The 12,795-nt window shown below is 54.8% G+C and carries 13 protein-coding genes and 2 tRNA genes; 8 read left to right on the top strand and 7 right to left on the bottom strand.

Translation table 11 applies throughout. The features are described 5' to 3' along the window. Positions 1-60: 60 nt before the first annotated feature. The 3 genes from agp to N5J69_RS15095 form a co-directional block, all read right to left on the bottom strand. Entirely contained in the window at positions 61-1,794 is a 1,734-nt protein-coding gene (gene agp, locus N5J69_RS15105; RefSeq protein WP_279771389.1) for a bifunctional glucose-1-phosphatase/inositol phosphatase, read from the bottom strand. Between the two features lie 271 nt (positions 1,795-2,065). Then, positions 2,066-2,153: transfer RNA gene (locus N5J69_RS15100), tRNA-Ser, on the bottom strand. Between the two features lie 84 nt (positions 2,154-2,237). Continuing rightward, positions 2,238-2,325: transfer RNA gene (locus N5J69_RS15095), tRNA-Ser, on the bottom strand. Between the two features lie 236 nt (positions 2,326-2,561). On the opposite strand from N5J69_RS15095, the gene yccA reads away from it, so the two are divergent. Together yccA and N5J69_RS15085 are read left to right on the top strand one after the other, a co-directional pair. Then, positions 2,562-3,215, top strand: a complete 654-nt coding sequence (gene yccA / locus N5J69_RS15090; RefSeq protein ID WP_279771388.1) for an FtsH protease modulator YccA — start codon at positions 2,562-2,564, stop codon at positions 3,213-3,215. 104 nt (positions 3,216-3,319) lie between these two features. Continuing rightward, positions 3,320-3,646, top strand: a complete 327-nt coding sequence (locus N5J69_RS15085) for a TusE/DsrC/DsvC family sulfur relay protein (RefSeq protein ID WP_279771387.1) — start codon at positions 3,320-3,322, stop codon at positions 3,644-3,646. Here the strand turns inward: N5J69_RS15085 and yccX are convergent, their stop codons facing one another. Next, positions 3,647-3,925: an acylphosphatase gene (yccX, locus tag N5J69_RS15080; RefSeq protein ID WP_279771386.1), complete on the bottom strand. Its 279-nt coding sequence runs from the start codon at positions 3,923-3,925 to the stop codon at positions 3,647-3,649. An 85-nt stretch (positions 3,926-4,010) separates the two neighbouring features. Here yccX and rlmI point away from each other — a divergent pair, with 85 nt between their 5' ends. Together rlmI and hspQ are read left to right on the top strand one after the other, a co-directional pair. After that, positions 4,011-5,201 (top strand): 23S rRNA (cytosine(1962)-C(5))-methyltransferase RlmI, encoded by a 1,191-nt coding sequence (rlmI, locus tag N5J69_RS15075; RefSeq protein WP_279771385.1) that lies wholly within the window; start codon positions 4,011-4,013, stop codon positions 5,199-5,201. 58 nt (positions 5,202-5,259) lie between these two features. Beyond that, on the top strand, positions 5,260-5,577 hold the full coding sequence (gene hspQ, locus N5J69_RS15070) for a heat shock protein HspQ (protein WP_013357363.1): 318 nt from the start codon (positions 5,260-5,262) through the stop codon (positions 5,575-5,577). 36 nt (positions 5,578-5,613) lie between these two features. On the opposite strand, the gene N5J69_RS15065 is transcribed toward hspQ, so the two are convergent. Further along, entirely contained in the window at positions 5,614-6,027 is a 414-nt protein-coding gene (locus tag N5J69_RS15065; RefSeq protein WP_279771384.1) for a CoA-binding protein, read from the bottom strand. 176 nt (positions 6,028-6,203) lie between these two features. Between N5J69_RS15065 and N5J69_RS15060 the strand changes: the two genes are divergently transcribed. Next, positions 6,204-6,845: a DUF2057 family protein gene (locus tag N5J69_RS15060; RefSeq protein ID WP_279771383.1), complete on the top strand. Its 642-nt coding sequence runs from the start codon at positions 6,204-6,206 to the stop codon at positions 6,843-6,845. 69 nt (positions 6,846-6,914) lie between these two features. Next, positions 6,915-7,373, top strand: coding sequence for a methylglyoxal synthase (gene mgsA / locus N5J69_RS15055; RefSeq protein ID WP_279771382.1), 459 nt, complete (start codon positions 6,915-6,917; stop codon positions 7,371-7,373). 1 nt (position 7,374) lies between these two features. Here the strand turns inward: mgsA and helD are convergent, their stop codons facing one another. Beyond that, positions 7,375-9,429, bottom strand: coding sequence for a DNA helicase IV (gene helD / locus N5J69_RS15050; RefSeq protein ID WP_279771381.1), 2,055 nt, complete (start codon positions 9,427-9,429; stop codon positions 7,375-7,377). Positions 9,430-9,552: 123 nt separating this feature from the next. Here helD and N5J69_RS15045 point away from each other — a divergent pair, with 123 nt between their 5' ends. Both N5J69_RS15045 and yccS read left to right on the top strand, forming a co-directional pair. Further along, positions 9,553-9,993: a YccF domain-containing protein gene (locus N5J69_RS15045; RefSeq protein ID WP_279771380.1), complete on the top strand. Its 441-nt coding sequence runs from the start codon at positions 9,553-9,555 to the stop codon at positions 9,991-9,993. Continuing rightward, positions 9,977-12,136 (top strand): YccS family putative transporter, encoded by a 2,160-nt coding sequence (gene yccS, locus N5J69_RS15040; protein WP_279771379.1) that lies wholly within the window; start codon positions 9,977-9,979, stop codon positions 12,134-12,136. Before N5J69_RS15045 ends, yccS begins: the two co-directional genes overlap by 17 nt. On the opposite strand, the gene N5J69_RS15035 is transcribed toward yccS, so the two are convergent. Next, positions 12,133-12,762, bottom strand: coding sequence for a TfoX/Sxy family DNA transformation protein (locus tag N5J69_RS15035; RefSeq protein WP_279771377.1), 630 nt, complete (start codon positions 12,760-12,762; stop codon positions 12,133-12,135). The genes yccS and N5J69_RS15035 overlap by 4 nt on opposite strands. Positions 12,763-12,795: the final 33 nt, after the last annotated feature.

The raw sequence follows: 12,795 nt of genomic DNA, 5'->3' as shown, positions 1-12,795 counted from the left end.
AGCCCGCCATAAAAAAACCCCGTTTTCACGGGGTTTTTTCGTCTCAGCCGGACGGCAAAATTACTGGGTTGCTGTCGCCGCTGATGCTGATGTGTCAGTGTGCGCGGTCGCGTTCGCGGCATTCGTTTTGTCAGCCGTGGCTTTAGTATTACTGGCTGATTCCGCTGCTGCGTTGTCTGCTTTTGCTTTCTCAGCCGCTGCTTTGTCAGCTGCAGCTTTGTCCGCTTTTGCTTTTTCAGCGGCGGCTTTATCGGCTGCGGCTTTCTCGGCTTTTGCTTTTTCAGCGGCCGCTTTCTCAGCTTTTGCCTTTTCTGCCGCCGCTTTATCGGCTGCGGCTTTATCGGCCTTCGCTTTTTCAGCGGCCGCTTTGTCCGCGTCTGATTTCTCAGCGGCGGCGTTATCTGCGTCAGATTTCTCTTTGGCTGCGTTCGCTTTATCTGCTTCAGCTTTATCCGCTGCTGCATCCTGAGTCGCGGCGGCTTTCGCGCTGTCCTCGTCACTCTGTGCAGCCGTTGCCGGTTGTGGGGCCGCAGCAGGCTGCATTGGTGTGCCCTGGAGCGCAGCATTCAGCATCTGAGAGAACTTATCCCAGCTGCAATAGCCGTTTGCATCGGTTTCACAGCCAGCCAGCTGAAGCGTAACGCGCTTCGGCGGGTTTTTCAGGCTCAGCACGTCTGCATTGCGCAGTTGATCGGCGCTCTGATAAACGTACTCAACTTTAAGCAGGTCTTTGTCGTTTTTCGCATCATGCCAGCGTTCGAAAACAACCTGACCGCCAATAGGCGTTTTCTCGTAGGTATCGGGCAGCTCATAAGGTTTGACCTGCAACGCGCTCAGCAGCGAGGCGATGTTTGAGTCATGTCCTACCATCAGCGTGATTTTAGGCGCGTTTGCTTTATCCTGATCCACTAACTGACTGCGGATGTAATCCACCAGCGGTGCCGCCACTTCACGGGAAACATCCGGGCTGGTGAACAGCGCATCCTGATAGCCATTCTTGATGGCTGACAGCTCTTTCCACTGTTCAGGCGTTTTAATCTGGCCCCACGCCACCTGATCCAGCGGGAAACCTTCGTAATATTGCAGAGTGAACGCATCAATCAGGGAATTACCCACTTTCAGCGGACCGCTGACATTCGGTTCTTTGCCATTTTCAGCGCTGAAGGTGTTCTGACCACTGCTGAGATCGCACTGCTTTTTATTGTTGCAGGCAGGCGACGCTTTGTAGTCAATCATCTTTTCCAGGCGCTGGAAGGCAGGCTTCAGCGTGAGTTTTTCATTTGCGGCGGTCATGGCGGCCAGCGCTTTCTTGTTGAATGCGTCACTGTCATCGGTGATGACCGGATTGAAGATAGGATCCATGGAGCCCATTTCATCCTGATGCGTGACAGCGACGTCACAGCCAGGGAAAGCGCCATTGACGAAGAACTGCGCGGTCGCAACCGTGCGCTGCAGGCTGTTCGCGTAAACAAAGACGTTATTGCTGTCAGGGCAGCTGCCGTTCTTCACGAGGCCCTGCTGTGCCAGCCACTGACGGGTGTAGTTACCCATGTAGACTTCCAGCACGCCACCTTTAGTGGTCAGCTGTCCACCGGGAACATCCCACTGCGGCCAGCTTTTTTTGGTCGACTGCTCCAGCACACTGCCATTATCGGCCAGCGGCGCACGCAGATTGTGACGACTCAACATCAGCACCTGTTGCAGCTGCATATCACCATCAGCAGCAAATGCTGCCGTTCCGACCGGCAATGCAGCGAGCACTGACAATGCGCAAAGACTCAGTTTCTTGATCATTGTGCCTATTCCATTCATTCAGTAAAGAAACACTCTGGCTATCAATCGATTAGCTCGCCTCAGAGCGATGTGATTAACAGTGTAACTCAGCTCGCCTCAGAAAAGCGCCAGATGTTTGCAAAAACGGTGAGTGGACTATAGCAGAGATGCATCGGACAGATGAATGCGCAGCGTTGTGTCACAGACACAGACGGACAGTTTTCAGATTGGCTGAAGAAACAGGAATGGCAGAAACGAAACAGGCCAGCACTGAGTGCTGGCCTGTAAAATGTGGCGGAGGAGGAGAGATTCGAACTCTCGGATGGTTTCCCATCGGCGGTTTTCAAGACCGCTGCCTTAAGCCGCTCGGCCACCCCTCCGTTTTGAAACTGTACTGCACTGGCAAAATCATCAGAAGAGATTTTGCCACTTTATTACCCGGTTATTTCCCGTGGCAGATAAAGTGGCGGAGGAGGAGAGATTCGAACTCTCGGATGGTTTCCCATCGGCGGTTTTCAAGACCGCTGCCTTAAGCCGCTCGGCCACCCCTCCGCAATGACGCGCACTATAAACATCCCGTTTAGCGATGTAAAGCGTCTATCTGTCTATTCGCCTGAAAAACAGTCAGATTGTGATTTTTCGCTGTGAAAATCGCCACTCTGCTCAAACAATTAGCAGATTAGCGCGTAAAGAAGGGTAAAACGCCTTTTCCCTCATTAATGGCCTGCGTATTCTCGGCACATATTTTACCGTTCTGCTGATTAGTGTTCTGCTTAAAGGAGCGCAACATGGAAAGAATTGTCACCTCATCGCAGTCCTCACTGCTGTCAACGCACCGCGTTCTGCGCAATACCTATTTTCTGCTGGGTCTGACCCTGGCCTTTTCCGCCGCGACGGCAACGGCCAGCACGCTTCTGGCCCTGCCCGCGCCTGGCTTGATTCTGATGCTGGTCGGCTTTTATGGCTTAATGTTTTTAACCTACCGTCTGGCGAACAGCCCGATGGGTATTCTGGCCGCTTTTGCTTTCACCGGCTTCCTGGGATATTGCCTGGGTCCTATCCTGAGTGCCTACTTAACCGCAGGTATGGGCGATGTGATCGCGCTGGCACTGGGCGGCACGGCGCTGGTGTTCTTCTGCTGTTCTGCCTACGTGCTGACTACCCGTCGTGATATGTCGTTCCTGGGCGGCATGATGATGGCAGGCTTTGTCGTACTGCTGGTTGCGGTGGTTGCGAATATCTTCCTGCAGCTGCCTGCATTACATCTGGCTATCAGCGCCCTGTTTATTCTGTTCTCGGCCGGTGCGATTTTGTGGGAAACCAGCAACATCATTCACGGTGGCGAGACCAACTACATCCGGGCAACGGTCAGCCTTTATGTGTCGCTGTATAACATCTTTGTCAGCCTGCTGAGCCTGCTGGGATTTGCCCGCAGTAACTAACAGCCGTGACTGTCCGTCTGTTAAACCCCGCTTCGGCGGGGTTTTTGCTTTTACTGCCCGCCAGGTTTGATAAACTGCGCCGTCATTTACTGAGAGGAAGTCACGTGAATTTTAACGGTAACGAAATCGCCGTCGATGCCGAAGGTTATCTGAAGCATCCTGCCGACTGGAGTGAAGCGCTGGCGGCGCACATTGCGGAACGGGAAGGCCTTACCATGACCGGGGCACACTGGGAAGTGGTCCATTTTGTGCGTGCATTTTATCTGGAATTTAATACGTCGCCCGCCGTGCGGATGCTGGTAAAGGCGATGGCGCAGAAGTATGGGGAAGAGAAAGGCAACAGTCGCTATCTGTTTCGCCTGTTCCCTGAAGGGCCCGCTAAACAGGCGACAAAAATCGCCGGACTGCCAAAACCGGCGAAATGTCTGTAATTAACCGGTGGTGAAATTGCGGGGCGGCTCTGCGGGCTGGTGCGGCTCCACCAGCACATTATCCACGCGCGCGCTGCGTGGCCCGCCCGCTTTAAGCCACGCGATCAGCGCGTCAACCTGCTCCGCCTCACCCCAGGCCAGTACCTCTACGCTGCCGTCATCGAGATTTCGTGCGTAACCCTGCACGCCCAGCGTCCTCGCTTCAGCCTGCGTGCTATAACGAAACCCGACGCCCTGGACGCGGCCATGAACCCATGCTTTAAAACAGGCTGCTGACATTATTCTCTCCTGTTGCTGTTCGTTGCAATTTCCCGTTATCCACCGGACAATGGCGCCTCATTTTTTCAGGTAAGCATAGCAAACTATGACAGTCAGATTGATTCTCGCAAAGGGACGTGAAAAGTCCCTGCTCCGTCGCCATCCATGGGTCTTTTCAGGTGCGGTTGCGCGTCTGGAAGGGAAAGCGCAACTGGGTGAAACCCTTGACGTGTGTGACAGCAACGGTAAATGGCTGGCTCGCGCCGCTTATTCACCCGAGTCGCAGATTCGCGCCCGCGTCTGGAGCTGGCAGGCCGATGAATCCATCGATATCGCCTTCTTTGTCCGCCGTTTTGAACAGGCGCAGCAGTGGCGCAAATGGCTGGCGGCCCGCGATGGTCTGGACAGCTATCGTCTGATCGCCGGTGAGTCGGATGGTTTACCCGGCATTACCATCGATCGCTTTGGCAATTTTTTAGTCCTGCAGCTGCTTTCAGCAGGCGCGGAATATCAGCGTGCGGCGATCATTACTGCTCTGCAACAGTGCTTCCCTGGCTGTGCCATCTATGACCGGTCTGATGTCGCAGTGCGTAAGAAAGAGGGTCTTGAGCTGACTCAGGGCACCGTCACTGGTGAACTGCCCCCGCCTCTGCTGCCGATTACTGAACATGGCATGAAGCTGCTGGTTGATATTCAGGGCGGTCACAAAACCGGCTATTACCTTGATCAGCGCGACAGTCGCCTCGCCACGCGTCGTTACGCACAGGATGCACGCGTGCTGAACTGTTTCTCTTATACCGGCGGATTCGCTGTTTCTGCGCTGATGGGCGGCTGTAAAGAAGTGATCAGCGTCGATACCTCGCAGGAGGCGCTGGACGTTGCCCGTCAGAACGTGGAACTGAATGAGCTGGATCTTTCCCGCGCCCGCTTTGAGCGTGATGATGTGTTCAAACTGCTGCGCCGTTATCGTGACAGCGGCGAGAAATTTGATCTGATCATTATGGATCCGCCCAAGTTCGTCGAAAACAAAAGCCAGTTAATGGGCGCGTGTCGCGGCTACAAAGACATTAATATGCTCGCCATTCAGCTCCTGAACCCGGGCGGCGTGTTGCTGACCTTCTCCTGTTCCGGCCTGATGGCCACCGAGCTGTTCCAGAAGATCATCGCCGATGCCGCACTGGATGCGGGCCGCGAAGTACAGTTTATTGAACAGTTCCGTCAGGCAGCGGATCATCCGGTCATCGCCAGCTACCCGGAAGGTCTCTATCTGAAAGGGTTCGCCTGCCGCGTCATGTGACTTGAAAAATCAGCTCCTGCCCCCATATTGGTAAGAGAGCTTATTTTCGGAGGTCACTATGATTGCCAGTAAATTTGGTATTGGTCAGCAGGTTCGTCATCGTTTGTCCGGCGTACTGGGCGTTATCGTCGATGTCGATCCGGAATACTCGTTAGATGAGCCAAAAATTGAAGAGGTTGGTGCGGAAGAGAAGATGCGCACGGCACCCTGGTATCATGTAGTGATGGAAGATGAGGAAGGCGATCAGGTGCATACCTATGTTGCTGAGATTCAGCTTTCCGGTGAAACCAGCATTGAACATCCCGAGCAGCCTTCAATGGATGAGCTGGCGGCGTCAGTGCGTCAGCAACTTCAGGCCCCTCATCTGCGGCATTAATCTGTGGCGGCACGCTCTGCCGCCACATTCATCTGATTAGCGCGTTATCCCCAGACGCGGAATCTCAATCTTTGGACAGCGGTCCATAATCACTGTCATGCCCGCATCCTGTGCCAGTACCGCCGCCTGCTCATTAATCACACCCAGCTGTAGCCATAATGTTTTTGCCCCTGCGGCAATAGCTTCCTGCGCCACGCCCCATGCGGCTTCAGAATTGCGAAAAACATCCACCATATCGATGTTGCCCGGCACATCCGCCAGGCTGGCGTACGCCTGCTGCCCAAGCAGGGTTTTTCCTGCCAGTTTCGGGCTGACCGGGATCACGTCATATCCCTGATCAAGCAGATATTTCATCACACCGTAACTGGGACGGTCGGGGCGATCACTTGCTCCCACCAGGGCGATACGTTGGGTACGCGTCAGCACATCGCGAATTGTCTGGTCGTTCATCTTTATCTCCTTTCAGGCCAGTGTTGAGTGTAGTTTGGTGCATCCTTTAACGGCTAAGTCCCCGGCGAAATTAATTGAACCTGCGCACGAATAAATATGTTTAAATGTAAATTAACTGCCATAATGTAAAAATTTGCTACACATCATCCTTTGTGTCATCAGTTACCGGAGTTGAAATGAAGCTGTCGCTGGCTGTAACGGGGGTCATTATGCTCCTCGTTTCGGCGTCCTGTTCTGCCATCACATTAAAGCTCGATCCGCATATCGATCTGCTGGTGCTGGATGGTCGAAAAATTTCAGGCTCGCTCCTTAAAGGCGCAGACAGCTTAGAACTGGATCGCGGTCAGCATCAGTTTCTGTTTCGGGTAGAGCAGCAGCACAAAGGTCAGAAAGAGAGCGCCCTCTATTACCAGTCTGCACCGATGATCGTCACCTTTACTGCCGTAGCCAAAACCATCACCATTCGGTTACCGGCGCTGGAGACAAAACGCGAGCGTTATCATTTTGACCGCAGTCTGAACTTTCAGCTGGTGGATGAAAAAGGCAATGAGATCACCAGCGTGCGTGACCACCTGCCGACCACCGCGACAGCGGATATGGAAAAAGCAATGCTGAATTATAATCTCACCCGTCAGGTTGCCTCTGTGCCCCGGTTTGCAAATTCCGCTTCTGCTAAACCCTCTTCTGTCGGGCTTACCGCCGATCTGGACTGGACTACGCAGGCCGAACTGCCCTCACTGCATCGCTGGTTTCATCGCTTCGACGAAGCCACGCGTCAGCAATTTCTGACACTGGTCAAAATGCTACGTACGAGTTGATAGTGTTGAAAGGCCAGAGGTAAACTCGTGCTTTCTCTTCTTGCGCATGAGCCTTATCAGGACGCCTTTATGGAACAGACTTTTCGTACCCTTGGCACAACAAAACATATCGCGCTGGTTGCCCATGACCACTGCAAAGCTGCCCTGCTTGACTGGGTGAAACAAAACCAGCCCGCACTTGAATCACACATCCTCTATGCGACCGGCACGACCGGAAATCTGATTAATCGTGATACCGGCCTGAATGTGACAGCCATGCTGAGCGGCCCGATGGGCGGCGATCAGCAGGTAGGCGCGCTGATTTCAGAAGGGAAAATTGATGCACTGATTTTTTTCTGGGATCCGCTCAACGCCGTGCCGCACGATCCGGATGTGAAAGCGCTGCTGCGTCTGGCTACCGTCTGGAATATCCCGGTAGCCACGAACCGTTCCACTGCTGATTTTATTATTCAGTCGCCACTGTTTGCGCAAAACGTTGAAATCATGATTCCTGACTATCCGCGCTATCTGGCCGATCGTCTGAAATAGCTCAGGCTTTACGCAGCACGGGAACGCCCAGGTCACGGAAGTGATCGACAAACGGTGACGGCGCGGCTTTATCGAACATCAGAAAGACCTGCTGACGCGCACGCGTCAGCGCCACATAGGCCAGACGGCGCTCTTCCGCATCAGGAAACGCTTCAGGCTGCGGTAACAAACCCTGTTCAATTATCGACTCTTGTACTTCAGCCGGGAAGCCCTCTTTGCCCTGCTGTAAACCCAGCAGAATAACGTAATCCGCCTGCTGGCCTTTACTGGCATGGATTGTCATAAAGTCCAGTCTGAGCTTCGGCCAGCGGGTTCTGGCTTTATCCAGTAAATCCGGTCGCAGATAGTGATAGCGCCCCAGCAGCAGAATCCGCTCTTCAGGCTTTGCGTAACCGCTGAGTTTGTTCAGCAGCGCTTCCAGCTGATCCTCCCCCAGCAGTGAAATCGACTTTTTGTTCCCTTTGGTGACGCTGTTCAGCGGTTTTGCCAGCTGCTGCGGATTCTGCTGAATGAACCGGTTGGCAATGTCGCCAATGCGATCGTTAAAGCGGTAGGTTGTGTCCAGCACACACTGGTCGCCCTCACCAAAATAGTGATGAAACGCCGTGGTCAGAGTCATCTCTGCGCCGCTGAAGCGGTAAATAGCCTGCCAGTCGTCGCCGACAGCAAACAGCGCGGTGCGCTTATTCTGCTGGCGTAATGCGGTGAGCAACGCGGCACGCTGCGGCGAGATATCCTGAAACTCATCCACCAGAATGTGTTTCCACGGGCTGATAAATCGCCCTTTTTCCAGAATGGCAATCGCCTGAGCAATCAGACCTGAGAAATCGACCGCGCCCTCCTCTTTTAATGCGCTCTTCCACGCTTTCAGCAACGGTGCCATCAGTTTGATACGCTTACTGAACAGGTCCCTTATTTCGTCGGGGACATCTGCGATCATGGCCGCCTGCGCGCCACCGTGCATACGCATCAGACCGAGCCAGCGCTCCAGACGTGACGCCAGCCGGTTTGCCAGCTTCTCATCCTCCCAGAATGGTCCTTCGGGCAAATCCCACTCCAGTTCGTCACGCAGCCACTGACGCCAGCCATTTGCCATCGCTTTTTTCTCCTGGCACTGTTGCCGCCACTCCCTGAGCAGCAGCGTGCGACGCGCATCAGCATCGCCTTCCAGCTTGCTAATCACTGGCTGTTTATTGCTGCCTTCACGAATAATATGCAGCGCCAGGGAATGGAACGTCCGTGCCTGGATATCACCCGCGGAGAGCCGGGACTGGATGCGTTCATTCATCTCTTCAGCAGCCTGGCGGCCAAATGCCAGCAGCAGGATTTGACTGGCGCTGGCCAGCTTGCGCTGCATTAACCAGCCTGCACGGGCCACCAGCACCGACGTTTTACCGCTGCCTGCCCCCGCCAGCACCAGCAGTGAATCCTCGCCATTGACCACGGCCTCGCATTGCGATTGATTGAGTGGCGCGCTCTCAACGCTGGCGAAAAAGACCTCATAGCGGGTGAGCATAGCGGCCGTCCAGTCGCGGTTTCGCTGCCGCAAGGCCGCCTCGCCCTGCTCCAGCCAGTGCTGGCAAAATGCCAGGTTAGCACGACAGTCATCAAACGCGTTCAGGCGGGTGAGCGGCATCGGCAACGCATCGAACTGCCTGAGAATTTTAGTTTTCAGCGCCTGAAGCTCGTGACGGTTCAGCCAGCGATCCTGCGCGCTAAATGCCCCGATTTCGTCGCGTAGCGCCTGCAGTACCTCACAGCACACCGCGCTCATCTCCAGGCTCCAGTTCTGCCAGGCCTGCATCAGGTAGTGGTGAAAGCGCTGAGTTTCCTGCCATTCCGTGCCGTGCAGCCGGACCACTTTTTCATCGGCCAGCAAAAATTCCAGCTCGCCCCACACCAGCCCGCGCTTGCAGGCGATATCCAGTAACTGGTTGAAGGGGATCAGATACTCATGCCTGTCACCACTGACTTCGACACCCGCCGCCAGCAGACGAACACGATTATAAGGATGCTGGGCAAGCCGTTTGCCCATTGAGGTAGCTTTCAGTTCCACGCCGACACCAACGTCAGAGAATAGGATTAGGGGGAGTTTACCTGTCAGACCCTTGGCGCTCCAGCCTTAAAACAGGCTAAACTTGGCGTCACATCTTGCGGAATGCAAAAGGAAAAGAAGATCATGCGCACCGTTTTAAATATCCTTAATTTTGTTCTTGGCGGCTTTTTCACCACCTTAAGCTGGCTGTTTGCCACGTTAATCAGCATCGTGCTGATTTTTACCCTGCCGCTGACCCGCTCCTGCTGGGAAATCACCAAACTTTCGCTGCTGCCGTTTGGCAACGAGGCGGTGCATGTTGATGTGCTGCGTCCTGAAAGTAAGAGCCACATTATGAATACCGGCGGGACCTTTCTGAATATTTTCTGGCTGATTTTCTTCGGCTGGTGGCTCTGTCTTTCGCATATCTCCGTAGGGATTGTGCAGTGCATCAGCATCATCGGTATTCCGGTGGGAATTGCGAACTTTAAGATCGCCGCCATCGCGCTCTGGCCGGTTGGGCGCCGGGTCGTGTCAGTAGAAGAGGCGCGTGCGGCACGCGAAGCCAATGCCCGCCGCTATTAATACGATGTCAGATGCCGTGCCGGGCTGGCGCAAATATCTGTTTAACAGCACCTGGCGCTATCTGCTGCGGATCCTGTTTGCGCTAAGTGGCTGCGCGGCTATCCCCTGGTGGCTGCACCAGATTGAATGGACAATTCCCCTGACGCTGGGGGTGGTCGCGGCTGCGCTGGCCGATCTTGACGATCGGCTGGCTGGTCGTCTGAAAAACCTGCTGATTACCCTGCTCTGCTTCTGCATCGCCTCGGTTTCAGTAGAGTTACTGTTTCCTTATCCTTTTGCCTTTATTATCGGGCTGGCGATATCAACCTGGGGCTTCATTCTGCTGGGTGCCCTGGGTCAGCGCTACGCCACCATCGCCTTCGGTGCGCTGCTGATAGCGGTCTATACCATGCTTGGTATCGGGCTCTTCAGCCAGTGGACTACGCAGCCGATACTGCTGCTGGTCGGCGCACTCTGGTATAACCTGCTGACCTTGCTGGGTCATCTGATGTTCCCGGTTCGGCCGGTACAGGAACAGCTGGCGGGAAGTTTTTCACAACTGGCACGCTACCTTGATGCCAAGGCGAACCTGTTCGATCCCGATGCGGGCGAGCAGGATGATGCTGCGTTTATCGATGCAGCGATGGTGAACAGCCAGTTAGTGGCACAGCTCAATCTGACCAAAACCACGCTGCAGAGCCGTCTGCGCGGCGATCGCGGATCGCGCGGCACCCGCCGCAGTCTGCACTACTACTTTGTGGCGCAGGATATTCATGAACGCGCCAGCTCTTCCCATCTGCAATATCACCTGCTGCGCGGCGACTGGCGCTACAACGAAATTCTGTTTCGCTTTCAGCGCCTGCTGAATATGCAGGCTCAGGCCTGTCGCCAGCTGGCACACTGCATCCTGATGCGGGAAAGATGGGTGCATGACAGCCGCTTTGAGCGCGCCTTCGAACGATTGCAGAAAGCGATTGAACGGCTTGAGCAGCGTGAGCCGGAAGCGACGCATACCCGCGCACTGTTCTGGCTGCTGCGCAACCTGCGCGCCATTGACGCACAGCTCGCGTCCATCGAGTCAGAGCAGACGCTGGCCGGTGAAGATCCTCAGCACAGTGACAATCTGCTGTCACGCGAAGGATTGAGTGGCTGGAGTGATATCCGGCTGCGCTTTAGTCGTCATCTTTCTCCCTCGTCGGCACTGTTCCGGCATGCGGTTCGTATGTCAGTGGTGCTCTGTATTGGCTATGGCTTTATTCAGATTACCGGACTGGAGCGGGGCTACTGGATTCTGCTGACCAGTCTGTTTGTCTGCCAGCCCAACTATAACGCAACGCAGCGACGCCTGGCCTTGCGCATCGGCGGAACGCTGGCGGGGATTGCAATTGGTTTGCCCGTTTTATGGCTGGTGCCCTCCATTGAAGGGCAGTTAATCCTGATTGTCATTACCGGCGTGCTGTTCTTCGCTTTCAGGCAGGTGCAGTATGCGCAGGCTACGCTGTTTATCACGCTGCTGGTGCTGCTTTGCTTTAACCTGTTGGGTGAAGGGTTTGAGGTCGCCCTGCCCCGGGTGGTCGATACCTTACTTGGCTGTGGTCTGGCCTGGCTGGCTGTCGCATTTATCTGGCCTGACTGGCGCTTTCGTCAGCTTCCGGCGGTCGCGGAACGAACCCTGAAGGCGAACTGCCGCTATCTGGATGCGATCATGGAACAATATCATCAGGGCAAAGATAACCGGCTTGCCTACCGTATTGCACGCCGTGACGCACATAATGCAGATGCCGAACTGGCGTCAGTCGTCTCCAACATGAGCAGTGAAAGCCGCACCAGCCAGAAGCTGCGTGAATCGGCTTTTCAGTTGCTTTGCTCCAATCACTCCTTTCTGAGTTACATTTCCGCGCTGGGCGCTCACCGCGATAAAATTGACGCGCCCGACCTGCTGGCATTGCTGGATGATACAGTTTGCTATGTTGAGGATGTGCTTCAGACGGATGTGGTCAGCGATGAACATGTTGAAACGATGCGCCAGCAACTGACTCAGCGAATCAGCCAGCTCGCCACAGATGCGGATACGCGTGCGCCGCTGGTGCTCCAGCAACTCGGTCTGCTGGTAGCGTTAATGCCCGATGTGGCACGCCTGCGCCGCACGCTCATTACTGACTAACTCTTACTGCTTCTGAGGTTTGGGTTTGATAAAAGAGTGCGCTGGAACCATGCATTCAGCTCGGCACGGGTTGCCTGCGGCAGGGCGGCTGCATGGTGGCCCGTAATCGCCCCCTGCAGCGCCAGCAGTGTCTGAAAGCCAACGTGCTGGTTGATGGCTTTTAACTTCAGCCAGCACTGCTTGGCCCCCATCTGATAAAGATGATTGACGCTCATCACACCCGCCTCGTAGAGCATCATCTCCATGCGTACGCTGAGATTGGGCAAATCTTTTAGCCGCGGAGAGGCCTGCCTGTCCTGTAACTCCAGTTGCGCCGTTTCCAGAGAGGCGGCTGAAAGCGCCAGAAGATGATCAGGGTCGCGCCATAACGCGTCATCAACCCGAAAGTAGTTAAGGCTGACCAGTTTGCCACGCTTGCGGAAAACCAGGGGCTGCAACGGACTTTCGGTAATGTATTCGCGCAGGGGTTCACTGGCACGCAAATAGAGATCGTCTTTATTGATTAACGCAAAAACCACACTTTCAACAGCCAGAGCATATCCCCCAAACTGGGTGCGGGACTCTATCGGTCCCAATGGGGCCAGATGCGCTCTTGAGCGCTCTACAACCGGATTCACCTTTTTCACTGCATCACCTCCATGTAAGAAACACTTCATAAA

It is taken from the genome of Pantoea sp. GD03673 (genome assembly GCF_029844725.1).
Taxonomy (GTDB): Bacteria; Pseudomonadota; Gammaproteobacteria; order Enterobacterales; family Enterobacteriaceae; genus Pantoea.
This window is presented reverse-complemented; position numbering and strand designations above follow the sequence as displayed.

Excerpts from the sequence above, each read along its gene's own strand:
- agp (WP_279771389.1), bottom strand. The coding sequence starts at position 1,794 with ATGATCAAGAAACTGAGTCTTTGCGCATTGTCAGTGCTCGCTGCATTG.
- yccS (WP_279771379.1), top strand. The coding sequence starts at position 9,977 with ATGCCCGCCGCTATTAATACGATGTCAGATGCCGTGCCGGGCTGGCGC.
- rlmI (WP_279771385.1), top strand. The coding sequence starts at position 4,011 with ATGACAGTCAGATTGATTCTCGCAAAGGGACGTGAAAAGTCCCTGCTC.
- N5J69_RS15060 (WP_279771383.1), top strand. The coding sequence starts at position 6,204 with ATGAAGCTGTCGCTGGCTGTAACGGGGGTCATTATGCTCCTCGTTTCG.
- N5J69_RS15065 (WP_279771384.1), bottom strand. The coding sequence starts at position 6,027 with ATGAACGACCAGACAATTCGCGATGTGCTGACGCGTACCCAACGTATC.
- yccA (WP_279771388.1), top strand. The coding sequence starts at position 2,562 with ATGGAAAGAATTGTCACCTCATCGCAGTCCTCACTGCTGTCAACGCAC.
- yccX (WP_279771386.1), bottom strand. The coding sequence starts at position 3,925 with ATGTCAGCAGCCTGTTTTAAAGCATGGGTTCATGGCCGCGTCCAGGGC.
- mgsA (WP_279771382.1), top strand. The coding sequence starts at position 6,915 with ATGGAACAGACTTTTCGTACCCTTGGCACAACAAAACATATCGCGCTG.
- N5J69_RS15045 (WP_279771380.1), top strand. The coding sequence starts at position 9,553 with ATGCGCACCGTTTTAAATATCCTTAATTTTGTTCTTGGCGGCTTTTTC.
- hspQ (WP_013357363.1), top strand. The coding sequence starts at position 5,260 with ATGATTGCCAGTAAATTTGGTATTGGTCAGCAGGTTCGTCATCGTTTG.